This window comes from Microscilla marina ATCC 23134 (assembly GCF_000169175.1).
In the GTDB taxonomy this organism is placed as follows: Bacteria; Bacteroidota; Bacteroidia; order Cytophagales; family Microscillaceae; genus Microscilla; species Microscilla marina.
Genome location: NZ_AAWS01000066.1, coordinates 1 through 23,449 on the forward strand (window position 1 = coordinate 1; position 23,449 = coordinate 23,449).

18 protein-coding genes are annotated in these 23,449 nt (G+C 42.3%); 5 read left to right on the forward strand and 13 right to left on the reverse strand.

Annotated features, from left to right (window positions below; all coding sequences use genetic code 11):
* Nucleotide 1 precedes the first annotated feature (1 nt).
* The 3 genes from M23134_RS42355 to M23134_RS33595 all read right to left on the reverse strand — a co-directional run bounded on the left by M23134_RS42355 (nucleotide 2) and on the right by M23134_RS33595 (nucleotide 3,674).
* Nucleotides 2–2,458 (reverse strand): hypothetical protein, encoded by a 2,457-nt coding sequence (locus tag M23134_RS42355; protein WP_002704537.1) that lies wholly within the window; start codon nucleotides 2,456–2,458, stop codon nucleotides 2–4.
* A gap of 269 nt (nucleotides 2,459–2,727) precedes the next feature.
* On the reverse strand, nucleotides 2,728–3,009 hold the full coding sequence (locus M23134_RS33590) for a hypothetical protein (RefSeq protein ID WP_002704539.1): 282 nt from the start codon (nucleotides 3,007–3,009) through the stop codon (nucleotides 2,728–2,730).
* Between the two features lie 392 nt (nucleotides 3,010–3,401).
* Nucleotides 3,402–3,674: a hypothetical protein gene (locus M23134_RS33595; RefSeq protein WP_002704541.1), complete on the reverse strand. Its 273-nt coding sequence runs from the start codon at nucleotides 3,672–3,674 to the stop codon at nucleotides 3,402–3,404.
* A gap of 651 nt (nucleotides 3,675–4,325) precedes the next feature.
* Here M23134_RS33595 and M23134_RS33605 point away from each other — a divergent pair.
* A complete protein-coding gene (locus M23134_RS33605) occupies nucleotides 4,326–5,021 on the forward strand; it encodes an HU family DNA-binding protein (protein WP_002704545.1) in 696 nt (231 codons plus the stop codon).
* Nucleotides 5,022–5,400: 379 nt separating this feature from the next.
* Here the strand turns inward: M23134_RS33605 and M23134_RS33610 are convergent, their stop codons facing one another.
* Nucleotides 5,401–6,981, reverse strand: coding sequence for a tetratricopeptide repeat domain protein (locus M23134_RS33610; RefSeq protein ID WP_002704547.1), 1,581 nt, complete (start codon nucleotides 6,979–6,981; stop codon nucleotides 5,401–5,403).
* Between the two features lie 131 nt (nucleotides 6,982–7,112).
* Here M23134_RS33610 and M23134_RS33615 point away from each other — a divergent pair, with 131 nt between their 5' ends.
* Entirely contained in the window at nucleotides 7,113–7,310 is a 198-nt protein-coding gene (locus M23134_RS33615; RefSeq protein ID WP_157558781.1) for a hypothetical protein, read from the forward strand.
* Between the two features lie 746 nt (nucleotides 7,311–8,056).
* Nucleotides 8,057–8,257 carry a hypothetical protein gene (locus M23134_RS33620; RefSeq protein ID WP_002704551.1) on the forward strand — a complete coding sequence of 67 codons (201 nt, stop codon included), beginning with the start codon at nucleotides 8,057–8,059 and terminating at the stop codon, nucleotides 8,255–8,257.
* A gap of 178 nt (nucleotides 8,258–8,435) precedes the next feature.
* Here the strand turns inward: M23134_RS33620 and M23134_RS33625 are convergent, their stop codons facing one another.
* From M23134_RS33625 to M23134_RS39340, 6 genes are all read right to left on the reverse strand, one after another.
* On the reverse strand, nucleotides 8,436–9,503 hold the full coding sequence (locus M23134_RS33625) for an NAD-dependent epimerase/dehydratase family protein (RefSeq protein ID WP_002704555.1): 1,068 nt from the start codon (nucleotides 9,501–9,503) through the stop codon (nucleotides 8,436–8,438).
* Nucleotides 9,504–9,627: 124 nt separating this feature from the next.
* On the reverse strand, nucleotides 9,628–10,536 hold the full coding sequence (locus M23134_RS33630) for a helix-turn-helix domain-containing protein (protein WP_002704557.1): 909 nt from the start codon (nucleotides 10,534–10,536) through the stop codon (nucleotides 9,628–9,630).
* Between the two features lie 512 nt (nucleotides 10,537–11,048).
* A complete protein-coding gene (locus M23134_RS33635) occupies nucleotides 11,049–11,654 on the reverse strand; it encodes a hypothetical protein (RefSeq protein ID WP_002704559.1) in 606 nt (201 codons plus the stop codon).
* Nucleotides 11,655–11,672: 18 nt separating this feature from the next.
* The gene (locus tag M23134_RS33640; RefSeq protein ID WP_002704561.1) at nucleotides 11,673–13,121 is read right to left on the reverse strand and encodes a BamA/TamA family outer membrane protein; all 1,449 of its coding nucleotides are present in this window, start codon (nucleotides 13,119–13,121) and stop codon (nucleotides 11,673–11,675) included.
* 875 nt (nucleotides 13,122–13,996) lie between these two features.
* Complete coding sequence (locus M23134_RS33645; protein WP_002704565.1) at nucleotides 13,997–14,515, reverse strand: inorganic diphosphatase; 519 nt, start codon at nucleotides 14,513–14,515, stop codon at nucleotides 13,997–13,999.
* Nucleotides 14,516–14,967: 452 nt separating this feature from the next.
* Complete coding sequence (locus M23134_RS39340; protein ID WP_002704567.1) at nucleotides 14,968–15,840, reverse strand: lipocalin family protein; 873 nt, start codon at nucleotides 15,838–15,840, stop codon at nucleotides 14,968–14,970.
* A gap of 325 nt (nucleotides 15,841–16,165) precedes the next feature.
* Between M23134_RS39340 and M23134_RS33655 the strand changes: the two genes are divergently transcribed.
* A complete protein-coding gene (locus M23134_RS33655; protein WP_002704569.1) occupies nucleotides 16,166–16,420 on the forward strand; it encodes a Rho-binding antiterminator in 255 nt (84 codons plus the stop codon).
* Nucleotides 16,421–16,442: 22 nt separating this feature from the next.
* Here the strand turns inward: M23134_RS33655 and M23134_RS33660 are convergent, their stop codons facing one another.
* Nucleotides 16,443–17,030: a Crp/Fnr family transcriptional regulator gene (locus M23134_RS33660; protein ID WP_002704571.1), complete on the reverse strand. Its 588-nt coding sequence runs from the start codon at nucleotides 17,028–17,030 to the stop codon at nucleotides 16,443–16,445.
* A gap of 692 nt (nucleotides 17,031–17,722) precedes the next feature.
* On the opposite strand from M23134_RS33660, the gene M23134_RS33665 reads away from it, so the two are divergent.
* Nucleotides 17,723–19,135, forward strand: a complete 1,413-nt coding sequence (locus M23134_RS33665; RefSeq protein ID WP_002704576.1) for a T9SS type A sorting domain-containing protein — start codon at nucleotides 17,723–17,725, stop codon at nucleotides 19,133–19,135.
* Nucleotides 19,136–19,425: 290 nt separating this feature from the next.
* Here the strand turns inward: M23134_RS33665 and M23134_RS33670 are convergent, their stop codons facing one another.
* Together M23134_RS33670 and M23134_RS33675 are read right to left on the reverse strand one after the other, a co-directional pair.
* Entirely contained in the window at nucleotides 19,426–22,119 is a 2,694-nt protein-coding gene (locus M23134_RS33670) for a COR domain-containing protein (RefSeq protein ID WP_002704578.1), read from the reverse strand.
* Between the two features lie 660 nt (nucleotides 22,120–22,779).
* Nucleotides 22,780–23,364: a hypothetical protein gene (locus tag M23134_RS33675; protein WP_002704579.1), complete on the reverse strand. Its 585-nt coding sequence runs from the start codon at nucleotides 23,362–23,364 to the stop codon at nucleotides 22,780–22,782.
* Nucleotides 23,365–23,449: the final 85 nt, after the last annotated feature.

Genomic DNA, 23,449 nt, shown 5'->3' on the forward strand with positions numbered 1-23,449 from the left:
ACTATATCCCTAAAATGCTTTTTACCTTGGTAGTCCCCACAAAATTTAACGTCAAGGTAGAGCCTACCTTGTAGGCATTCTCTATCACATCTATTACATAACGCCCCCCATCTGGTTTGGCACTTACTACACCCACAGGAATACTTCTAGTTTCTTTTGCTACTCCCTCAAGTTTCCCCTTTTCCTTCTCCAACCCTTTATCGTGCACCACGTGTTGATTTTCGCGGTCTACCTTGGGGTCATCTTCTTTGCCCTTTTTTATGGTAGGGTCCAGGGTGCGGGCACAAGCCCCCTCTAGCTTCGCCAGGTAGTCGTCCATCGTGCCTTTAGTGGTTTTTTGGGCAGCTTGGCTATACTCCCGGGCGGTTTTGCTTATGTCCAGCTCATCGCCATACTTTTGGGCAATACGTACCAACGCCTGGGCGTGTTGCAGGGTAAAGTCGGCAAAAAAAGCGTCGTGGGTTCCCCGTAAAATGGCCTCGGCAAGCAGGGTTTGCCACAAGGCTTTGGCCTGAAGGTTAGAAAAAACCACCTTCATTATCTCCTCTCGGTTGCCGTTGCCGTGTTTGTCGTGGGGTTTGGTGGGGCTGGTTTTGCCCTTGCCCACTACCGTGTCGCCCGTTGCCTCCTGGCGGGTGCGGGCAGCGGCTTTGCCCTTGCCTGCCTTGTTTTGGTCGCTGGTGGCAGCCTTGCGCCAGTCGGTGGTGCCGTGCGCACTGTTTTCCTGGTCGCCTTCGGGCAGGTCTTGCGCCAGTAGCAGCAGCATGTCGGTGGCGCTTATGGTGTTTTTGCTGTTAAAGATGTGGGTGGCACGGTCGGGCTTGATCAAAAAGGCAAGCAACAGCGCCAAGCCGTCTATGGTGTCCATGGCGAGGTTGAGGTGAGCCACCACCCGGGCAAACTGCACTGCCCTTGCCCCCATCTTTTTGCCGTATTTGGTGCTATACTCTCCCGCTATTTTTTCTACATCGGCCAGGTGCTGTTTTGTTGCTGCCTTGAGCCTTTTAAGTTCTTTAGCCTGGTTTTTAGCTTTTTTGCTCAGGGCTTTTTGCTGGGCTATGAGCTGTTTTTGCGAGGGTATGTCGGCGTCCAGCCCCAGCTTTTTGGCCAGCTTGTTTTCTTCGGCGCGCATTTGGGCGTTGAGTTGCTTTAGTTTATTTTGCTCTATGGTGCGGTCTATCGAGGTCAGGTTTACATCTTGGCGCACGGCTTGCCCAAACTTTTTTTTGGGCACCTCTTTCCATTTTTTACGCGGCGTGTTGGCGAGGTCTTTTCGGCTTTGGCGCGCCAGCTGGTGGTCTTGGTTGAGTTGGTCTATTTTTTTCTGTTGTGCCTTCAGGTCTTCCATTAGCTGGTGTAGCTTGGGGTCTTTTTTTATTGCCCGGTTGAGCTGGTGGCGTTGCTTGCCCAGTTTCTTGAGCTTGCGTTGTTTTTCTGGGTGGGTGCTGGCTTGGGCCTCTAGCCCTATTTGTTGGCGTTTGCTGGTTTCCAGCTTTTTGAGGGCTTCTTTTTGGGCTTTTACCTTGCCATACTCCATAAAACCTATAGTAGGCGATATTTTGAGCGCCCCTACTATGTCTATAGTAATGCCCGATGCCAATGCCTGCTTTACCAAAGGCAAATGCGATATAAACCCAAATATTTCGTTTTGGGGGCTGTTTTTGTGGAGCCTGCCCGTTACTTTCAACGAGATATTGAAGGGGTCAAAATCAAAGCCCATGCCCATTACGCCCTTGCCTACACGGGCAGTGTGGGGGTTTACTCCGTTGGCGAGGTTGCTTTGAGGGTTGGTTTTCAGTTTTTTGGCATCTTTCATCGAGGTTTTAAACTCCATAAAGCCTGCGCTCAACTTGAGCTTAATCCCGCCCATTACTGCCTCTTGGGTGTTCAGGTCAAACAACTTGCTAGAGTACTTGCCCAGGGTTTTTTGCCCCTTGGGGCTGTGCACTTCTTTGATGGTGGTGCCCCCACCCGAACGCGACGCTTTTACATACTTGTCGAGCGTCGTACCCGTGGGTATGGGTTGGGTGGTGCGCTTAGGAATCATGATAGCCACCTCGCCGCTCAGCTTAAAGGGCAGCTTTTTGCCACCACGGGTGGTGTCGGTTTCCAAAAACACCCATTTATACAAAGTAATGTCTCCGGTAAGACCCACGGGGAGGGTTGGCTCTTTGCGTTGTTCCTCCGTCATTCGCCGGGTATAGTCGCTGGTATGCGGCAACTGTGGGCGGCTTTGGTAGGGCGTTTGTTTTGCCTTGTGGTTTTTGTAATTGCTGCGGTGGGGTAGGTGCTTGCTCTCTATGGGGGGCAAGTCGCCGCCTACCGTGGGTATGCCATGGGTAGTACCCTGGCTTTGCCCGGTTTTTTTCTCAGGCGCTTTTGTTTTTTTCTGTACAGGTTGCGGTGCCTGCGTTTGATCCTGGGCTTGGTTGTCATCTGCTTGCGTTTTTTTGTGCATGGGTTAAGTTTGATAAGGTATAAAGTTAATATTTTTTTCAAAAAATCACGAATGAGGGAATTACGAGTGAATCAATTACGAGTTTGAGAATTACGAATTAGCTAAAGCAGAGCTTGACCTAAAGGTCTGCGGTTACGAATTGGGCGAAGCCATTAGTAATTAGCTAAAGCAGCGCTCCCTCTGGTCGGTTTACTCATTCGTAATTAGCTTCGCAGAGCTCCCTCTGGTCGGTTCGTAATTGAACCATTCGTAATTAAACCAATTTGTAATTAACAAGCTTCTTCTGAGTGCATTTCTATTACCTGATGACGACTCACACTGAAGTGCTCGCATACCTCATTGTAAAAAGCGCCCCGGGCTTGCTGGCTGGCAAAAGCAATGCGGTGTTGGCTGCCGTTGGTCAGACTGAGCCGCACGGCGGGTTGCTCCCACCACATATCAGGCAATATGCTTACTATAGCCTCTAGTTTTATGAGGGTAGGCGCCTGGTGGGGGCGCTCTAGTTCTACGGCGGCAAGTTGCCGCGCCTGGTATTGTTGTTTGTTTGTCATTTTATTTAGATTGTGTAATGGTTTGATTGTTTGATGGTTTGTGAGGCGTAGCCACTCCCGACTATGAACTCTCGTCTCTCGACTAAAAAGCTAAAGGGCAGCCAAAAGCTACCCTCTAAGCAGCGATCATTAACTAAACCTCTGGCAGGGCTTACTATTATCCCTAACTAAGTTTGACCACTTATTGGGTGCTAACCATGCCTGCCAGGGTCTCCCTGTTTACCATCATTTATAGTAATTACAAATTTGAGAATTACGAACTTGAGAATTACGAATTACGAATTGGGCGAAGCCATTCATACTTTAGTCCGGAGTTGGTAGTCGGTAGACCGTAGTTTTTAGCCTCGCTTTGCGAACATTCGTAATTCGTAATTAAACCATTCGTAATTGACTCACTCGTAATTAAAACGACTATTAATCAACTCCTGAATGGCTATTTGAGTACGTGCCTGGTCGTAAGGGGTAAGTTTTTCGCCGTTGCGCAGTTTGGCTATTACCTCGTCGCAGGTAGCGCGCAAATGGGCAAGCTTGGCTTCGCGTACTTGAGCGGCTTGGTCTATGGGCAACAGCACCGGGGGCAGTTCTACTTTGTTTTTTTTGTTGCCTGTTTTTTTACCTTTGCCCGGCAACAGGCGTTTTTTGAGTTGGTCTAAGATCTTTTTCATTTGTTTGAGTTTTTATATTGTTTGACTGTTTGATGCTTTTCTTCTCCCGACTATCGTCTACTGACTCTCGACTATAAGCTAAAGGGCAGCCAGCAGCCACCCCTTAAGCCATACCTAATACAACAACACCACACTACGGGCGCTGTATGCTTCAAGGGAAAGAAGGCGCTGAACGCCTTCTGGTTTTTAGAAAAACCGATGCCGAAAGTAGGACGCGCTGCGGTTAATCAGCGCCCCAAAATCAGCAACTCTGATGCAACAAAAGTAGGGGGGCAAAACATACAAAACAAGGGCTAAAGGGAGACTAAATTTTTGACTTTAGAACCGTTACCTGAGCAAAATAAAGTAACAAAATAGTCACATTTTATTTTAAACCACTTGTTTTCAAGGGGTTAATATTTAGCGGGCTAAACACAATTTACAGGCAAAAAAAAATTGAAAGTTACCTGTTTTTTTTGTGACTATTTTTTTCAAGTGCCCACTTATGGTCGTTTCAGGCGAAAAATGACCCCCAAAAGCAATATTTGTATATATGATTTTTTGAAGGTAAATATTGTATGTACCCTTTTTGGAGCAAGGCAAAACATCTGATCGAGCAACCCCGTAAATAAACATAATTCAATAAATTTTAACCCCTTAAACAACAACATTATGGCAATCAAATATGCCCTGTACGACAATCAAATGACCAGTGATCCCGACGACCACATGGCACAAGTACAGCATGACCAAACCCTTACTCTAGACAATATCATAGAAACCATGATAGGGCGAGGCTCTACCATTACCAAAGCCGAGGCACTATCGGTATTAGAGGAGTTTTTTGATGCCATTACCGAAGCCATCAAAAACGGACAGGCCATCAATACCGAATTGATTAATATATCGGTGAGCCTCAAGGGGGTGTTTACCGACAGCAACGACCGCTACGACAGCAACCGCCACCACGCCAAAATAAACGTACAAGCAGGTACCCGTCTCAAAAAGGTTTTGAGTGAGTTGTCGTTTACCAAAACCGAAGCCAGCAAACCTGTGCCTACTTTGCTCAATTTTAAAGACGTGGCAAGCGACTCTAGCAATGACACCCTCACGGCGGGTGGGGTAGGGCAACTAAACGGCAGCCGCCTAAAAATAGACCCTGCCGACAACGACCAGGGTGTTTTTTTTATTGCCAGCAATGGCACCGAAACCAAATCGCCTACTACTATTCGTAACAAACCCTCTGAGCTTATTTTTATGGTGCCGGCCGGGCTTGCCAGTGGCAACTACAAGCTAGAGGTAAGGGCTAAGCTTGGCGGCAAGGGCATAAGAAAGGGGCAATTGCTCGACGAGCTGGTGGTAAACTAAAGCATAGTGATCTGGAAGAAATAAGCTGTGCCAATTTAAGAAAATATATTGTTCTCAGACAATTCAAAAAAAACGGTGCATAGCCAAAGCTATGAGGCTTTTTTTTTGAGAAGAATGAGGGCAATAGATACACTTTAATGGCTCAAATTATTTATGAAAGATCACTAAGGCTTGTAGTAAATTACATAAGCATAAAAAAAGCACTGAGAAACCTTTCTCAGTGCTTTTTTTATGTTTCCCTATAGGGGTTGACGCTGTAGCCCTATAGGGTTTGATGCTGTAGCCCTATAGGGGTTTGATGCTGTAGCCCTATAGGGGTTGACGCTGTAGCCCTGTAGGGGTTTGATGCTATAGCCCTATAGGGGTTGACGCTGTAGCCCTACATCAACTCTTGAAAACTATGTACCTTTAAGCGTTCTTTGAGCCGTTGTGCCCTCATTTTTGTGGCACCTTCGCTTATCTTTAGCTCCTCAGCTATGCGTTTGTAGGCACAGCCCCGCACCACTAGCACCAACAGCTTTACTTCGTCGGGCTCTAGGGGGCGTTGCAGGCGGTGGGCTGCCTCTTGTAGCAGGTGGGTTTCCTGGGGTTTTATGTCTCCAAGCCCCTCTATAGGGCTTGCCTTCATTGCCTCCACAAAATCGGCTTGGGCTTGTACTTGTTCGGCTTGGGCTTGTACTCGTTCGGTTTCGGCTTGCACCTCTTGTATACGGGCTTTTATTGTTTGGGCGCGTGCCTTGTATAGCCACAACCCCCCTATAGCTATAGTGGCTGCTATCACCACCCACCACCAAGGAGATATTTGCCGCACTACCCGCACTTGGGTTTTGGGTTGGGTGCGGGCTATCACCAACGAGTCGCGCGCGTGTACCCTTAGCTGTATTTCTTCGTAAAGCTGTTGGCTGTATTGCAGGCGTTCGGCAAACCATTGTTTGTGGGGGGCAAAACGGGCGCGTTGCTCACTATAAAAACACAAATGCTTTAAGAGTTGGTAGCCGCTCTGGTTGATCTCGTAGGCAAGCTTACGGGCAAACTTTTGCTGGATGGGGTGGCTTGAGCGTTGGCGCAAATGCTTCAGCAGGGTATCGCTGCGCCCTATGGCTTGGCGGGCTTCAGGCTCTTGCCGCTCTACAAACAGCAATAGCCCATGGGTGGCTTGTAGCATAATGTGGCTCACGGGGCTGGTTTGCTTAAGCGCCAGGGCTTGGTTGAGGTGCTGCCGGGCTTGGCGGGCGTTTTGGTTGAGCATATAATACCAACTTAGCCGCACCAAACGAGTACATTTTCGGGCGGCATTGGGTTCGGCAAAGCGCTCCAGGGCAAGGCGTTGGTAATGTATTGCTGAATCGTACTGGGTTTGGTTTTCTTTGAGGCGGGCAAGGTCGTCGTAGATATTTGCTAATTTGGCTTTGTGTTTTCCTTGAGTAAGTTGTATCGCTTTTTTAAAAGTTTCACTGGTATTGCCAAAGTTATCCTGAACAGTATAACAGTTTGCTAGTAAGTTAAATGCTTCAATTAAGTTAGTTGTATCTTGTAGTGTTGTAAAGTTCTGCACTGTTTTCTTAGCTATAGATGTGGCTTTTTCATAGTTGCCTGCATTTTTGTAACAAAAAGCTATGTTTTTGAGCATTACCGCTTTTTGGCTAGGTTGCTTATACAAATCATACGCTTTTTGGTAGTGTTTGATAGCAAGGGCATAATAGCCTTGATTTAGCGCATAAAAAGCCAATAAGTTATGAGCATTGGCTTGTTCTTCTGGTTTTTGGCTGGCTCTTGTGGCTTGGCTGGCGTAGTGTATCGCCGAGTCGGGTTGGGCATTGCCCACTTGGTAGGCTTTGGCGTAGAGGCTGTCAAAGGGGCTTTTTGTTTTTTTTGAGGGGGTGGTTTGGGCGTAGGTAGCTTGGGCAAAGGCAAGGCACAACGCCAGCCCCGCAAGACGTAGGGTAGTGGATAACAACATAACTTATAGGTTAGATATAATTTAGTAGTTGGGTGTAATAATGTTTAGATGTTTCGTTTTTTGTGCCCAAGGCAGTATTTTTGCAAATATACCTAATATTACAACACTTTTTTTTGAGGATACAAAAGAATATGAAAAAGCAGAAAAAAACAAACCAGGGGCTGCAACATTTTCGCAAAGTGGCGCTTAGCCCACTTGCCCAAGCCCAACTCCGCGGAGGCTGCGGCTGTGGTCCTGACAGCGGAGGAGTAACCCCACCGCCACCACCGCCTGCAGCTATGGCAAGGCAAACAGGGGCAACCACCGTTTTTTGGGCGTGGGGAGGCTAAGCAAGGGAATTTTTTATAGGTTTAAAGGTAGGGGCTTGGCAAGCCCCTTTTTTGTTGGTTACTCCCTATATACCTGGCAATAGAGGCAAGTTGGCAACTTGTGATTGCACGAAAGTTGAAAAACTTTCTTCTATTCGGAGGCATAAGTTAAAAAAACTTAAGCCAGTGGGTTTTATGAACTGACCTTTCGTAGCACGTATTTTTGTTTTTAAGCCAAAAAATACAGCATAGGACTAAGGTCGCGTCAGCTAGATTCAGCCTTAGTTTGTTGCCGTTAAGAATCTGTGAAACGAAGCCGTAAAACCGAGGCTGCAGCTTTGCTGCGCCGAGCTCTGCGTAAGCTAAACAGATCACTGTTTGAGCGAAGCGAGTTTGAGCTGTTTCGGCGTAGTGTAACAGATTTAGGCAAAACAAACTACAGCTGTGGGGTTTTTGGTTACTTTTTTACCTATAGAAAATCCATGATCCCGAACTTGATTCGGGGAAGTAACGGCTCACAGATACTCGAATCATTGTGTTTTATTAGCTTGTTTGAAGACTGGTATAATATTTTGTTAAACAAATTTTTGACCTGCGAAAGGTCAGTTATGAATTTAAAAACTGTTAAATTGGGTCTTTAGGCATAAAACCGAAACACTTTTAAAAATAAAGTGAGTACGCAATCTTCGTATAAAATACTGGTTTACAGTATTTAACAAGTGGGCTATTGTAATATACAACACTTTTTTTTGAGGATACAAAAGAATATGAAAAAGCAGAAAAAAACAAACCAGGGGCTGCAACATTTTCGCAAAGTGGCGCTTAGCCCACTTGCCCAAGCCCAACTGCGCGGGGGCTGCGGCTGTGGTCCTAATGATGGAGGGTCAACCCCACCGCCACCACCACCGCCTGCAGCTATGGCAAGGCAAACAGGGGCAACCACCGTTTTTTGGGCGTGGGGAGGTTAAGCAAGGGAATTTTTTATAGGTTTAAAGGTAGGGGCTTGGTAAGCCCCTTTTTTGTTGGTTACTCCCTTATACCTGGCAATAGAGGCAAGTTGGCAACTTGTGATTGCACGAAAGTTGAAAAACTTTCTTCTATTCGGAGGCATAAGTTAAAAAAACTTAAGCCAGTGGGGGACTATTGTTATTTGGGCTGTAGTATTTTTTCGTCTACCAATGTCTGAAAGGTATCTTCCATAGTAACTTTGAGCGGAGTAAACTCAATGTCTAGTTCTTCTTTGATTTTTGAGTGATCGGCTGCCCACGCGTGGTTTACATTGTTGCGGATAAACTTACGGGTAAACAATTTGTTGGTCATAGGTCCCACCAGCATTAACAACCATTTGGGCAGGGCTTTTTTGGGCAAAGGAAACTTTTTGCCGTACTTGGGCAACAAGGTAGTACCCAGCTCCAGAAAATTGGTATTATGCCCTGAGGTAATATAACGCCCTTTGGCGGTGGGTTTAAACCCTGCATTGTAATGTGCTTCGGCTACATCGCGTACATCTACCAAACCAATGCCTATTTTGGGGGCACCCATTTTCATGGTGCCATCTCCCAACTGTCTCAATATATTGAAACTCTCTGAAGTAACACTTTGGGGGTTTAGTGGAGGCCCTAACACCAACGACGGGTTAATAGTCACGAGGTCCCAGCGTGCCTGGGCTTTGTTAATTTCCCAGGCTTTTTTTTCGGCCAGGGTTTTTGAGTAAGCATAAGGCTGGTAGTTTAACGACGATGTAGTGTTCCAAACCTCTTCGGTCAATACTCCGCCAGGTGCGTTTTGGCAGTCTATAGCATCGGTATAAATGGCAGCACAACTACTGGTAACCACTACCCGTTTGACCGAGGGGGTGTTGTTGGCGGTTTCGAGCACGTTTTGTGTCCCTTTTACCGCCGGGTCAATCAAGTCTTTTTGTGGGTCGTTTACATCAGTCACAAAAGGCGAGGCAGTATGGTATACCAGCTCACAACCCGCCATTGCTTCGGCGTAGGAGCCTTCCTGCAGCAAGTCTGACTTAAAGTATTTGATAGAGCCACTCGACTTGGCAGCAAGCTGATTGAGGTGTTGCAGTTTTTCTTGTTTTTGCGGGTTTCTTACTGCAGCGTGTACCGTGATCCCTTTTTCCAATAGTTTTTTTACCAACCATCCGGCTACATATCCGGTGGCACCAGTTACTAATACAGGTTTTGTTTTATCTATCTGATTCATAGTTTTTCAAGGAATGTATCGAAAAATAATTTTTAGGCATAGGCAATAGGCTACAAGTTGACTTGAATACTCAAAGCATCGCCTATTGATGTACTGGTATTTACAGATTTGTAACGGGGGCTGGTTAGCCCACCTCGCGGTATTTTTGGGGAGTAAACCCCGTTTTGTTTTTGAACAAACGACTAAAGTAATGTGGGTAATTAAACCCCAGCGTGTAGGCAATCTCTGATACCGAGTCTTCGGTACTTAAGAGCAAAGTTTTGGCTTTGTCGACCAAAAAATCGTTGATATGATCTTTGGCGCTGCGCCCGGTTTCTTTCTTGAGCAAGTCGCTTAGATAAGTAGGCGACAAGTGCACCTTATCGGCAATATAATGAATAGAAGGTGCCCCATATTCGGGCAGTTGCCCTGTTTTGTAGTAATCTTTCAGGGTGTTTTCTACTTGGCTTACAATGTCTTTATTTTTGGCGGTGCGGGTGTTGAACTGCCGCTCATAAAACCGCAGGCAATAGTTGAGCAATAACTCTAGGGTAGATACAATGACCCGATGGCTGTGATTATCGATGCGCTCGTTGTACTCTTCTTTTATTTTCTCTACGCAGTCGTTCAAGGTTTTCTTTTCTTTGTCCGACAGGTGCAAGGCTTCGTGTACATCGTAAGAGAAAAAAGAGTAATCTTCTATATTTTCACCCAGGGGAGTGGTACGGATCAGGTCGGGGTGAAAAAACAACATCCAACCCTGTTCTTTGTCAAACTCGGTTTCAGAGGTAACAGCTACTACTTGATGTGGACTTTGAAAAGCGAGTACTCCCTCCGAAAAATCATAATGATTGCGCCCATACTGTATTCCACAGTCGGCATTTTTGAGCCCAATATAATACAAATTAGGCGACAGCTTTACATTGAGCAAGTCTTTGTTGATTTTGATCTTTGACACATCAACTACACTAATCAGTGGGTGTTTGGGCTTCTCGAAGCCTGCCATATCGTGTAATTGACTAATTGATTGTATTTTGATTATTTCCTGCCCCATATTTCTTTATTTTGATGTTAGAGCTTATTTAAAATTCATTGATTAGGTCTTTTACGTGACTTTTCTGATTATATATTGTCAAATTTAGCTAAAGCAGAGCTCACCGTAGCAAAGCTACAGGTTCGGTTATCGGCAATAGCGCTGCTATTTAGCTTCGCAGAGCTTGGCAGAGCATAGCTCTAGCCATCGGTTCTTCAAAATTTGACGCATCTAATCCAAAAATTCATCATAAAATCTCCTGTAAACGAAAATTTAAACAAGCTCTTACAAATATCTACAAAATATTTATCACCGAATAACACAAATCCCTTAAGCACTAACACTGTTTCCTTAATGAGTGTTTTTTACATTAAAAAAGAGCGCAAGGTGTTGGATTTGGTCGTGTTTAGCCAAGGCAAGGGCAACAGGTAAACAAAAAGCAAACGATTGTGAGGCAATAAAGGTAGGAGCGTGGTGTAGAACAAGAAGAAAAAAGGGAGAGTCAGCATTGCCCTAAAAGGAGCATTTATCTGCTATTGTGTTACTTTGAGGTAGTCTACGGCTATCTTCATATTGTGCGCCAGTGTAAACCCTATTTTATCACCAAAAAACGGGTAATTATCTGAGACAAAAAGTAGCTCTTGATTGATATAAAATAACATACTATTGCCTGCTTTTTTTATAGTGAAAGTATTTTCGTTGTTTCCTTGATTGATGTAAACATTGGGAGCCCAGGATTTAATATCTTTGATTTTGCCTGCTTCTACTTTTCTGATGGTATAAAAGCCCAAACTGGTGACAATGAAAAAATACTTGTTTTCGAGGTCGTTTGCGCCCCAGATAATACCATAACCGTGTTTGTCGAACCCGCCCAAAAAACGAATTTTGGCTTCGATGCTAAAGTTTTTAGTTTCATCTATCTTGACCGTATTCCACAAAGACCAAGACCCTTTAGTGCGATGATGCGAAAAAAAAAGCTGCCCTTTTTCTATCTTCCCGGTGGCTTCCTTTTCATCAAACTCATACCAACCGTGCTGATTGTTGTCAAAGTCGTCGAAAAAAGGGGCTTGTTTTAACGAATCTTGTGCGTATACAACGCTCGTCAATAAACAAACCAGCAGGGTAAAACAATACTTCATGGTAAAAAAAGGGTTGGGTTATAAGTCGGCGCTAAAGGTAATATAAAATCCATGCTCAAGCCCAGAGTTGAGCGCATAATTGCAACGAATGATCATGTTGTAGTAGGTTACAATGTCTACGCCCACTCCTGTGCCATAAATAAAACGGTTGGTAAAGCGGTTGTTAATTTCAGTAAAAAACCTATCGGACACATAGCCAGTGTCGAAATAAAAAGTAAAGTACATTGCCAAAGGTAAAGTTCTAAACTGAGGAATGGGTATAAAGCCTAGTTCTTTGCGTGTGTTTACAAAACGAAACTTAAGTGTGTTACGGTTCAAAACAAAGTGCTGCCCATCAAGTACGTAAAACTCATACCCCCTCAGCAGGTTATTGCCATAGCCCAACCCTCTGGATATAGAATAAGGTTGCCGTTGGTGCAATAAATAACGCCCACGCAACAATACATCGGCAAAAAAACCACGCCCCAAACGTTTGTATTTGGCCATTGTAAAGGTAGTAGCGAGCATGTCTACATCGTTGAAAAAACCCAGCCCATACTTTTCAATAGATCCCCTGTAAATAGAACCATTCAGCGGATAGGCATTGATGTCGGTTTTGTTGTGTTCAAACGTATACTGAAGCTTGAAATACTTTTGGGTGTTTTTGCCATCTAAAAAATACAATGGGTTAATTTGGGGAATGGTATCGGCAAGCTTAGACTGATGGTACGAAAGGGCTATTGTATGAAAGTCGTAAAACTTGCTACGTCTGCGCAACGATACCGCAGACGAAAACTGTTCTTTGAGAATTTTTTCACTTTCCAAAAAGTCCAATTGGTGTCCTTCGGTACGGTAAGGAATAGACTTGTTTTGGGTATAAGATACTTGAAAACTTAACCCCATTTTTTGCGCCCGGTCTATATAGGGCATTCTGTAGCTCAAGCTGTATTGATTGATAAAACCAGTCAGGAAAAGTAGTTCTAGTTTTTGGTTGAGTCCAAATACATTGTCTTGAGTAAGCCGAAGGCCATAACGTACCCTGGTGAGGTCGCGGTTGCGTTGATGCCACCATTCGTTGAAGTTGCGGTCTACCAGTTCAAACAAAGGAGCAGGAAAAAAATACCATCGTTCTTTGAGTTTAATATGCAAGTCGGCCACATTTCCTTCTTTGTTTTGTAGACTCAAATCTACAGTAATGAACAGGTTGGTATTAAAAATCTTATTTTTATTGGACAGCAACACCGTGTCGATGCGGTGATTGAGCAAGCTGTCACCTGGGTGAACATCTAACTCTCTTAATATAATTCTACGTTTGGTTTTCTTGTTTCCGGTAATGGTAATGGTACGAATAATAGTATAAGGTGTAGCTTTGGTACTATCGCTTGCAGGAGTAACACGACATGACGCAGGGTATGCATGAGGCTGAGGCAGACAGGGGTTGGACAGGAGGCAGAAGTCTAAAATAAAGCTTAAGAGTGCTAAAAACATGGGTAATTTAGATATAAGTAAAACTGCAAAAATAACCTAACCACAGATCTTCAGGTCAAGCCCTACGCAGCTAATCCACTGAACTTTGTCTCTGATTGTTGTACTTCTTCAAATATTCAATCCTTAAGAGACTTCTGTAGCCAAGGCTGTGCAAATATTTCTTTCATTGTTTAATCAAAGATGTGCAAGGCAGAACAAGTGAAAATATTTGGTGATAATCAGTCAGTCAACCCCTATTTATAGGAGCATTTATGGTGTAAATACAAACACTTCAAAAAAGAATTGAGTAAACAAAATCACTTTCACCCTTTGATTATCAAGCAAGTAAGGTGAGCATTTATTCGAGTCTGCTTCTAACTAATAAATTTATAACCCATTGAAGATAAGTGTGTTAGTTGCCTATGAACCGAATCTACAGCAGCTTGCTGTGATGAGCTCAACGGAGTTAAACAAGGTTGTACCTAGAACCTTGCACCTAGTCGCCAGAACCTTGTCGGTGCTGCGAACTATTGATTTTGAGTTCATTATAACTTTTCACACAAACCAGGTTTTCTGTAATATTTTTTAGTCAGAATAGTAAATTTATGCAAAAAATCAACAAAAAACACAGTATATAGTTTTTCATTCATTGGTATTTTCAAACGGTTGTCAGAAGCTGAATGGCAAAACTGCCTAAAGTACTTTTGGGCAGGGTACATATTGAGCTTCTGCTGGTTTAGACACGAAACAGTAAGCCTCACCCTATTTGCCAAGGTATATTTACTTCTACGCACCAACCTAATATAGTGATACAAAAAAAAGCTGCGTAACAATGAAGTACGCAGCCTGAAAAGTCGTGTATGTGATACAATTGCCTAGTAATCAGTGTACTAGTACTAGTGCTTTTGTTTTTTCCACTTGCTCTCTAAATATCTTTGTTGAGCCTCTTTGATTGCCTTAATGGCAGAGGTTTCGTCTTCCCAACCTTCTACCCCTACTTTTTTCTTTTCTAGGTCTTTGTACACTTGAAAGAAGTGCTCAATTTCAAGCTTCATGTGGGGAGGAATTTCATCCAGGCGTTTGATATGATTCCAAATAGGATCACTTATCGGAACACATAATATCTTCTTATCTGGTCCTTTTTCGTCTCTCATGTTAAACACACCTATTGGACGAACTTCGATCAAACATCCAGGAAAGGTAGGCTCGGTTACCAATACCAACGCATCTAGCGAGTCGCCATCTAGTGCCAATGTTTCAGGAAAAAATCCATAGTCACTAGGATAGTGCATAGCAGAGAAAAGCATTCGATCATAACGAATCATTTTTTTGTCATAATCATATTCATACTTATTGCGGCTACCTTTGGGAATTTCTACCACTACATCGATAGAAAAATCTGTTTGTTCTTGCATTATTTTCAGTTTTATCTTTTTCTAATTTCCGCAAATCTAGCAAAAAGAAGCATAGCAATTGGCAATGCCTTAGAGAAAAAAAACACGCCATTGTCACAGTACAAACTATCATTAAAATATTGCAACTATAGTTTTATAGCAAGTTACTTTTTGTCAAATTGTATTTAATCAATATGGCCAAAACCCAGACCTTCCTAAGGGACAAAACATTAGGCAAACCACTTAGGTACTCTGCTCATTGCTGTTGCAAGTGTGTTTGGGCGGTGTTGATAATCCACTACTGTGTTTAACTTAATTATCAGACAAAAAAGAAGGGCTGCCTCATCATTCAAACCTTACCAGGTTTTCTTTAAGAAAAAATGGGCTTTAAGGTATTTGAAATTATGATGAGACAACCCTGGTTTTACTCTAAATGTTGATTGTCATATATAGTATAGTGAGGCTACTTACATTTACAAGTTACAGTTTTCCTGGTTGGTCACCTGAAGCTTGTCAAGGTCAAACTTTTGCTTTTTTAGTTTATTCAAAATATCCTGATAAATGGCTTTTTCTTCATCGGTTTCTAGTGTAGGCTTTCGGCTAAGAATAAACAAACTACTTCTGAACGGATTACTTACTACGGCAAATGTGTAAGGTTTGTCTGAGGAAGCTTCGCGTACTTCTAAAATCCAGTACAAGCCAGGAACAGGTACCAATGGTTCTTGCAATGTAAGCAATAAACGGGAGTTGGCTCCAGGGTTCATTACAAAGGCGGTTCCTCTTGCCTGCCCCGATCCTTCGGTAGAGTTACACTGGTTAAATACTTTGACAATTCCTCGAAGGGCACCAGGCGAATAATTGGCAGTAGTACATTCACAGTCGGTGCTGAAGTCTTGCGGAAAACTGGCGAGTTCATACCATTTTCCTACATAGCGGTCAAGGTCTACAAAATCTGCCGTTTGTACAGGGTTAAAAAGGAAATCAAGAAATTTAGCTTTTGTTCCTTTGAAGTATTCCACAAACTCTACGCGGTCATCTTGATTTATTTTTTGTAGTTCTTCCGAAGATATATCAGCACTAAATGCCAGTTTACCTTGGTCTGACAAAACAGTTACTTTGGGTGATTTGGTGGTATAATCTTTTATCACCTCCTGAGCGATTTTTTCGGTGTTTTGCCCGCTTAATCGGCGACTCAATTTGTCTTTCAGAACAATTACATACCCCTCAATTTTTTCACTTTGATTGGTTGCTGGTGCTGGAAGGTTTTGTTTTTCTTTGGTATTACAAGCCACCATTAGGCTACTAAGTAATAAAGCCAACAATGCATAGGTGTTTATGATTTTCATAGATTTAAAAATTCTCGTTTTGTGAATTATTATTTTGGTTTACAATCAAACAATCAACGCTTCAAGAACTTTTACAACCAAGGATTGTTTCTGTGTTAATGGGTAAAATTGGGTAAAAACGAGAAAATAAATGTTTAACAAAATAGTTTTAAAATTTAGTTATTAAATCTATTAAGCACTTCTTCGATTGAGCGTTACTCTTAATATTAATTACCTTATAATCAGTTGTTTACAATCCTTGCAGAACTATCTTGACAAAATAGCGATTGTACAAGTGATGGTCTACTATTCTTTATCGTCGTTACTAATACAACAATATTTTACCATGAATAAAGCAAAGCCTTATAACCCCATTAATTGTAGTTTGTATGACTATCTTGAAGCTTGGGCAGTTACACAAACTCCTTGTAAAGTAACTTACCTTGATGCCCAAAATAAGGAAGCGTATTTTACCAAAACCATTGTAGATTTGTACATCAAAGACAAGGTAGAGTATGTAAAATGGAACGATGGCTCGTCGTTGCGTCTCGATCAGTTGATTGAAATCAATGGGGTGCGTTTTTGGGGAATGACTTGTTGACCTTCACCACCGATGGTACACTTTACCTGTATACTTTACGCCCAATAATCTGTACTTCTTGCTGGGCTTCCAGGTTCTTGATTGCCCTGATCACGGTCTCGACCCGTAACCCTGTCAAGTCGGCTATTTGTTGTCGGGTAAGTTTCACCTCAAACCGATCAGTGGTTGTAGTATGTTTTTTCAGATAATCTATCAGGGTAAGTATGCGGTGTTCGGGCGAATGGCTGGAAATTTCTTTCATAATCATTGCCTTGTAACGCAAACGTTGCGAAAGAGTAGAGGTAAGTTGCCAATGCACTTCAAAATTATTTTGCAGCAATTCAATAAAGCGGTTCAGGGGTAACCTGTACACTGTGGTGGTTTTTAAAGCCTGTGAAGTAGCCGGATAAGGAAAGTTACCCAATAAAGGTGGCTCACCAAAGCTTTGTTTTTCATAAAAAATGCCCTGCATAAACTCTTTGCCCTCATTGTTGTAATTGGAAACCTTGATTTCTCCTTCTTTGATCTGGTAATAATGACGAGGCATTTCCCCCTCCATAAACAAAATATCGCCTTTGTTCAAAACTTGTACTTCAGCCTCATACTGTTGTAAAATAGATTCTTTAATCATTACCTGTTAGTGGTCTTTATTTGTTTGTGTGCCAAGCGCCCTCAAATAAACAGTTGCATTGCGGTGAAATGCTTATGTATAAGTAGCAGCAAGTAATGAGCTATAAGTAAGGGTAATTCATTCATTATATGGTTGTTACACCTACTCATTAGGTATATTTCATTCTGCCTCGGTACTTATGTCGGAATAAACTGACAAAGTTAAAAAAGTGGAGGAGTATTGTATGCTTATAAAAAAAAATATTCAAAATTTTATACTTCTACATCCCTAAAAACCAAGGCGAGTTCTATATAAAAATGTAGTTATGCCAACAAATGTATATATTTCAATTGTGCAATTTTAATATTTATTAAACATTCCTTGCTGGTCTTGTGATTTATTTACTCCAAAACAACTTTGAAAAACCAATTCACTTCGCTTTCTTTTATTGTTTCCACCGTGCGGGCTACCCAAACACCCCCTGAAGAGAGTGTCGTAAGACGCTGATTTTAAGGTGTTTATTTGTGTTGATATCGGTTGTATATTTTTATTCATCCTTCCACAGTCTTATAAACCCAAACTCACCATTCGTGAAGTTAAAACTACCGTTTATGAATTGCCTTGAATTTTGATGTAAGTTTTCATCTAGGTTTGTAGCACAAAACAAAACATAATATCACAAAATAATTCTAAACCTTTAATAGTAACTAACTATGAAACGACAATTTGTTCAATTGATCGCTTTGCTTTTTTTTGCTGTCATCAGCATAAACAGTTATGCACAGAGTAATGGTAGTTTTGAGTCTTTGACGGGCACAAACTATGGCAGTGCTTTTGCCAGCGGACAAGTAACCGACTGGAAACAATCGCATGGAACGCCCAGTATTTTTGGAGGAGCACCTGGTGAAGGGCTTCGCTCTGCCTGGATGTGGTCTTACCACGGACGAGGCGAAGGTATTGTGCAAAACTATACCTTTACTCCTGGCACAGTATACACGGTAAATTTTTGGGTGAAAACCAATAACCCTGATGGTAAATTTTATGTACAGGCTGCCAACGGTGTACCCAATGGTACCAGCAGCGCCAGTACTTTCCCATCAGTAAGCAGTAAACAAACTATCTTCTCTAATGGCTTGGTATACAATAACTGGAAATACATCTCAGTTACTTTTACCCCAAGTACAAGTTATGCCCAACTATGGATTTACCCTTATTTGGCAGGTGCTCCTACCAATGGGCAAGCCGAAGTACAAGTAGATGGAATCAAAATTACTGCTTGTACCCCTATGAGCATTGCTGTGCCTAACTACAGCTTTGAAGAAAGAAAGGGAACCGACCGGGTACGTCCTTTTTCAAGTGGTTTGGTATATGGCTGGGCTCAGTCTCACGGAACCCCAAGTATGTTTGGTGGTGCACCAGGCCAAGGTTCAAACTCTGCCTGGATGTGGTCTTACTATGGACGCGGCGAAGGTATAGTAACCAATGTAAATTTTGTGGCAGGTAAAACTTATAAAGTCAAATTCTGGGTGCGTACTTCTAACCCTGATGGGGCATTTTATGTAAAGGCTGCCAACGGTGTACCTAGCGGAACGACTACTTCGGTAGTGATTCCTTCAGTGAATAGTCAACAAACTATTTTTACCGACGGGTTGAACTATCCAAAATGGGTAGAAAAAACAGTGGTTTTCACTGCTTCGGCTAACTTCTCTCAACTATGGATTTATCCATTACTAAAAACGGCTCCTAACAATGGACAAGCTGAGTTGCAGGTAGACGCTATTCGCATAGAAACTGTTTGTGGGCGAGTGCCTCTTCCTATAGGCGAAGAGATTCTTCCTATCAAAAAAACGAAGCTAACCAACGCTCAAAAAACATTGGATGTAAAGGTTTACCCTAACCCTACAACCAACCAGGTAAATGTAAAACTGGCTGACCATGTAGAAAAAGCAGAGGTAGTATTGTATGATATGATGACCGGAAAAAAGGTGGGAAGCTTTACTGCTACTCAAAGCAATAACACCTGGATGGTACCTGCCAGTGTAAAAGCTGGTACTTACCAAATGGTAGTAATTGACCCAACCACCAACACTCGAAAAACAACACGTTTGGTGATCAACAAGAAGTAAAATTGGCTGATATATAATTTCAGGAGAGTGGAGATTTTATTCACTCTCCTAAATTCATGCATAAATAATTCTCGAAAGGTTGGGGGTATTAAATGCTAAATAACCCTTGAAAACAAATAATTGCACGATTGGGTTTAAACAACTATTTTTTCAATGTAAGTGCCAAGGCAGAATTAAATATATCTAATGAGTAGATGTAACAGATTTATAATGAGTGGGTTATTCTTACTTGTAGCACCGATATACATCGGTATCTAAGGACTTATAGCTAATTACTTGCTGCTACTTATTTACCATCCCCTCCCCCTAAAGTGGGTTTGTACCCATACTATCAGACGCTCGGCAAACTGAAAAGAGGTGTTGCCATGCACAAACTCATCTTTTAAAGCGCTGAGTTGACTTTGCTGGATGCCCATTTGATCGAGCAGATCAAAAAAACCCGCCACATTATTGGTATTAATCAAGTAAAACAAACGCCGGGTGTGGTCTTCTTTATTATCCAAGATACCTTCCAGCATGGATTGAATAGATACCTCTTCTACTGATTTGTCGCATACCCGCTTGCTTTTTCCTTTTGCCTGAAACTTACGCAGGGTTTGGTAATCGTGTAGGTGCGGCTTGGTTTTGTGTGGGCAGCCCACCGGACACACACAAGGCACTTTTTCTTGCAAGGGAGGATAATTAAGTTTTTCGTGGATGTGTTCGAGGTGGTTTCGGATCAAAAATAAGAGTTTATCAGCTTTAGGTCCCCACACTTCAATGGCAATCGTTTTGCGAATGTCTGTATCATCCCATAATACCTTCGCATAACTTTGTTCGTAGGCAAGTACCACCCCATATTTCCAGAAAAGCTCTTCGTGAATAAGCCTATGTATACGACAAATAAAGCGACTAAGTACCCCTTTGGGCATAAATTCATAGTGGTATTCAAAGTGTAAATGTCGGGCTTCATCGGCAGTTGGCTGAAGGTAAATAACCCGAGAGGGCATTTCAATGGGCAACAGTTCAGGAATGATGTACTTGATGTCGTCGTGGAGCTGAAAAATAAGTTCAAACTGTTCCATCAAATGTAACAGAAACATGTGCTTATCGTCAAAACGCTCTTCTGGCCAGATGTTGTCCAGGTCATGCAGACTAAACCTGCCCTGTACTACATGTTTGCTATCGCGCAGCAAATAAGCAGCTTCAGTTGCCCATTGAGGCTTAAGCACTACTGTATTTTTAAGCTTGGCTTCATTGCCAAAATGCAAAATTGCGCCAATGTCGTGCAGTTGGTTACTCAAAAAGCCTGCATCGGTTCGGTTTACCCGGTGTTCCGCACAAACCTTAAGATATTCGCGTTTAGAGATACAGTCGACGCTGTATTGCTCTAACGTTTTGCGCACAGCAAATCGGTGTTTGTTCCATACCTCACGGATATGGGGCAACGCCAACAGTTCATCTATCACAGTCTCACGCAAAATATCAATGCCTTGCCCGGTTTTACACGAAGTTTTTAAAAAGCCTACAATGTTGTGAAAGCGCTTTTTCCAGTTTTTTTGGTCTATTTCACTTTCATATACATCTACTTTGTTTTGCACCACTATAATAGGCGCATTGTCTGAAAGTAGCGATACAATGCGCAACCAATAGTTAAACGCTTCGGTTTGCTCACCTTTGCGGGTTTCCCACACAAACACATACACCGAATTTTTAGTTAAAAAAAACTGGTGGGTACCATAGTTGATCTCCTGCCCGGCAAAGTCCCAAATATTGGCAGTAAAGTCAATCACCTCGTCGTCTAACTCACAATTAGGCGGTTGCCACTGCTTGATACAAATGCCTTGAGTGGTAGTCCTGTGTTGCTCAAAAGAATAGGCTGGATTACTGATTGCCTCGGCCAATTCGGTTTTACCCACATCGCCCACCCCTACAAATATGAGTTTAGCTTCGTGCAGAGGGCGGCGGTCTGCCTTGTTTTCTATAGATTGTAGGTAGTTACGTAGTTTAGGCAATACATTTCCTTCTTGTTTGGCAAACCATCGGGCAATAAAGTCTGCTTTGTGTTTGCCACCAATGATACTGGAGGGAATATTTTCAATCGGATTATTGTGTAAGTATAAAATGTGCAGGCCAATCAGCGGCTTTAAAAAATCGTGTGGAAACTCTCTGATCTTATTGAAGTTTAAATCAAGGAGGGTGAGGTTTTGGAGTTGATGAAACAATGGTAAATAAACAATGTTGTTATGATCTAAATATAAACGGTTTAGTAAAGCTAAGTTTTCTAAAGGGGTTATATCTACAATGGTGTTGTTACTTAGGTTCAGCTGCCTTATGTTTACAAGGTTTTCCAAAGGATGAATACCTGTAATAAGATTGTCACTTAGATCAATCGCTTTTAAGTTAGCCAGTTGAGCCAAAGGTGCCAGGTCAGTTATTTTATTCGTATTAAGGGCTAGTTTTTCCAGTTTACCTAAGTGCTGCAAAGGAGTTAAATCATTGATAGCACAATCTACCGCAGTAAATTTTCTCAACTGCTTGAGGGTAGCCAAAGGGGTGATATTTACAACATTGTTGAAACTAACATCTAGCACTTGCAAGTTTACTAAGTGACCCAAAGGGGCTAAATTTGTGATATTATTATTGGCCAGATACAACTGCTGCAGGGAGGTCAAATTTTGCAAAGGAGATAAATCTTGTATGCCCCATTTTTCTACTATACATCCTGCAACCAATCGCTTCAGGTTTTTGGGTAATAACAAAGGAAGTTGCCTTAAGTTATTTGGGTAGTTGTCATTATCTGTATTTTGGGTAAACTCAAATGTGCTGATTTGAGAGACATCTTCAAACCAGGAGTTTCCCAAAATCAATGTCTCCAAATGGTTACACTCTTCAAGACGTTCAAGTAGGGATTCAGTGCCATCCAGTCCACAATTGCCAAGGTCAAGGATAGAGTTTTTGGTGTGCAAATTTTCTTCGATCAGTCTTTTCGCCAGGTTGTTCATTAGGGGGTATTAAATAATATGTGAGTGTCAGCTCGTATTTTTAAAACATAAATTAACCTAAAATAATATTTTTACAGTATAAAACATCAATATTTATAGGGCTTTCGCCCAATGATCAATTTTGGCAGATGAATAGCCAAGTTAGTTGAAGGAATAAATAAAAAATAGATTTTCCCCGACAAGTCGCGGCTTTAAGCAGTTTGAAGGCAATTGAGCTAACTCAGTCAAGACCAAATTTATCAGGAGATGCTTGCGGAATAGTGTTTTTCTTATTGGTTGTTAGCCAGATTATTTCCGCCTCGCCTGCTCTTCCGAATCAAGTTCGGAACAGGCGAGCTTGTCCTAGTACCTCAACTACTAAATACCTAACCCATAAGCTAAAGCAGAGGTCGGCACAGTAGAACTGTAGCCTCGGTTATTTCGGCGATTTTTGAAGTGCGTCAGAAAACAAAACTCATCCCAAATAATAGCGCATTTACTTAACTAGGAGGGTTGTGTCCTCACTTCCTACCTTAACTAATCTCTTGTGTTTTGGGATTTCGATCAGCCCTTGGAGACACAATCTGAGGTGAGGGCGGTATTTTTAGAACCCGTTTTTAGAGGTACGCAAAGCGTTATTCTCAGAAAAGTTGGTTGAGATGAGTTCGTGCCCTAAATGGCTCACTTGTCCGACTTACCACTTTTTTTGCCATACCCCAGCCAAACCAAAGCACCGGTTACTAGCATAACTACCATTTGTGAAAGAAATACCGTCAGATTAAAATCTATCACTTGCAGCAGCAATAGCAAAACACAAGCAATAAGTGCAACCCTTTCGGCACTTTCTGACTGATACCAGTGGCTAAGCCCCAGCACTATAGCAGCACTGCTGTAGCCCCAAATAATCATTCCAGGCGAAGCCAAAGGCACTGCCTGGGTACTTAGCAACATAAAACTCACTCCACCTACAATGCTTGATAGTAGCATGAGCCCAATCACATGAAGGGGTTGGCGTATTTGTTTTTCTATGACTGCCCCCAACAACAAAAGTATAATGCTTTGTACCAACCAGTTTTGTAATCCTTTGATGTATAGTGAGTAGCTCAATAACTTGTACCAATGGGTAGGTGTAGCCAAGTCAGATTTTTGTAAAATAAGGTAAGGGCTAATGGTGGGCACAAAAGCCACAAGCAAGGCAAACCCCAGTAATAAAGCAATAAAAACAATGGAAATAAAAGGAGGGTGTTGTTTTAAGTAAGATTTCATGAATACGATTATTTTAGGCAGGCAATTTAGGGAAGTATTGCTACAATGTGATGTTTTTAGGGCAAGGTTTTTTTGATAGAACGAA

What these genes read in the sequence shown, in the direction of transcription:
- M23134_RS42355 (WP_002704537.1), bottom strand. Translation starts at nt 2,458, where the DNA reads ATGCACAAAAAAACGCAAGCAGATGACAACCAAGCCCAGGATCAAACG.
- M23134_RS33590 (WP_002704539.1), bottom strand. Translation starts at nt 3,009, where the DNA reads ATGACAAACAAACAACAATACCAGGCGCGGCAACTTGCCGCCGTAGAA.
- M23134_RS33595 (WP_002704541.1), bottom strand. Translation starts at nt 3,674, where the DNA reads ATGAAAAAGATCTTAGACCAACTCAAAAAACGCCTGTTGCCGGGCAAA.
- M23134_RS33605 (WP_002704545.1), top strand. Translation starts at nt 4,326, where the DNA reads ATGGCAATCAAATATGCCCTGTACGACAATCAAATGACCAGTGATCCC.
- M23134_RS33610 (WP_002704547.1), bottom strand. Translation starts at nt 6,981, where the DNA reads ATGTTGTTATCCACTACCCTACGTCTTGCGGGGCTGGCGTTGTGCCTT.
- M23134_RS33615 (WP_157558781.1), top strand. Translation starts at nt 7,113, where the DNA reads ATGAAAAAGCAGAAAAAAACAAACCAGGGGCTGCAACATTTTCGCAAA.
- M23134_RS33620 (WP_002704551.1), top strand. Translation starts at nt 8,057, where the DNA reads ATGAAAAAGCAGAAAAAAACAAACCAGGGGCTGCAACATTTTCGCAAA.
- M23134_RS33625 (WP_002704555.1), bottom strand. Translation starts at nt 9,503, where the DNA reads ATGAATCAGATAGATAAAACAAAACCTGTATTAGTAACTGGTGCCACC.
- M23134_RS33630 (WP_002704557.1), bottom strand. Translation starts at nt 10,536, where the DNA reads ATGGGGCAGGAAATAATCAAAATACAATCAATTAGTCAATTACACGAT.
- M23134_RS33635 (WP_002704559.1), bottom strand. Translation starts at nt 11,654, where the DNA reads ATGAAGTATTGTTTTACCCTGCTGGTTTGTTTATTGACGAGCGTTGTA.
- M23134_RS33640 (WP_002704561.1), bottom strand. Translation starts at nt 13,121, where the DNA reads ATGTTTTTAGCACTCTTAAGCTTTATTTTAGACTTCTGCCTCCTGTCC.
- M23134_RS33645 (WP_002704565.1), bottom strand. Translation starts at nt 14,515, where the DNA reads ATGCAAGAACAAACAGATTTTTCTATCGATGTAGTGGTAGAAATTCCC.
- M23134_RS39340 (WP_002704567.1), bottom strand. Translation starts at nt 15,840, where the DNA reads ATGAAAATCATAAACACCTATGCATTGTTGGCTTTATTACTTAGTAGC.
- M23134_RS33655 (WP_002704569.1), top strand. Translation starts at nt 16,166, where the DNA reads ATGAATAAAGCAAAGCCTTATAACCCCATTAATTGTAGTTTGTATGAC.
- M23134_RS33660 (WP_002704571.1), bottom strand. Translation starts at nt 17,030, where the DNA reads ATGATTAAAGAATCTATTTTACAACAGTATGAGGCTGAAGTACAAGTT.
- M23134_RS33665 (WP_002704576.1), top strand. Translation starts at nt 17,723, where the DNA reads ATGAAACGACAATTTGTTCAATTGATCGCTTTGCTTTTTTTTGCTGTC.
- M23134_RS33670 (WP_002704578.1), bottom strand. Translation starts at nt 22,119, where the DNA reads ATGAACAACCTGGCGAAAAGACTGATCGAAGAAAATTTGCACACCAAA.
- M23134_RS33675 (WP_002704579.1), bottom strand. Translation starts at nt 23,364, where the DNA reads ATGAAATCTTACTTAAAACAACACCCTCCTTTTATTTCCATTGTTTTT.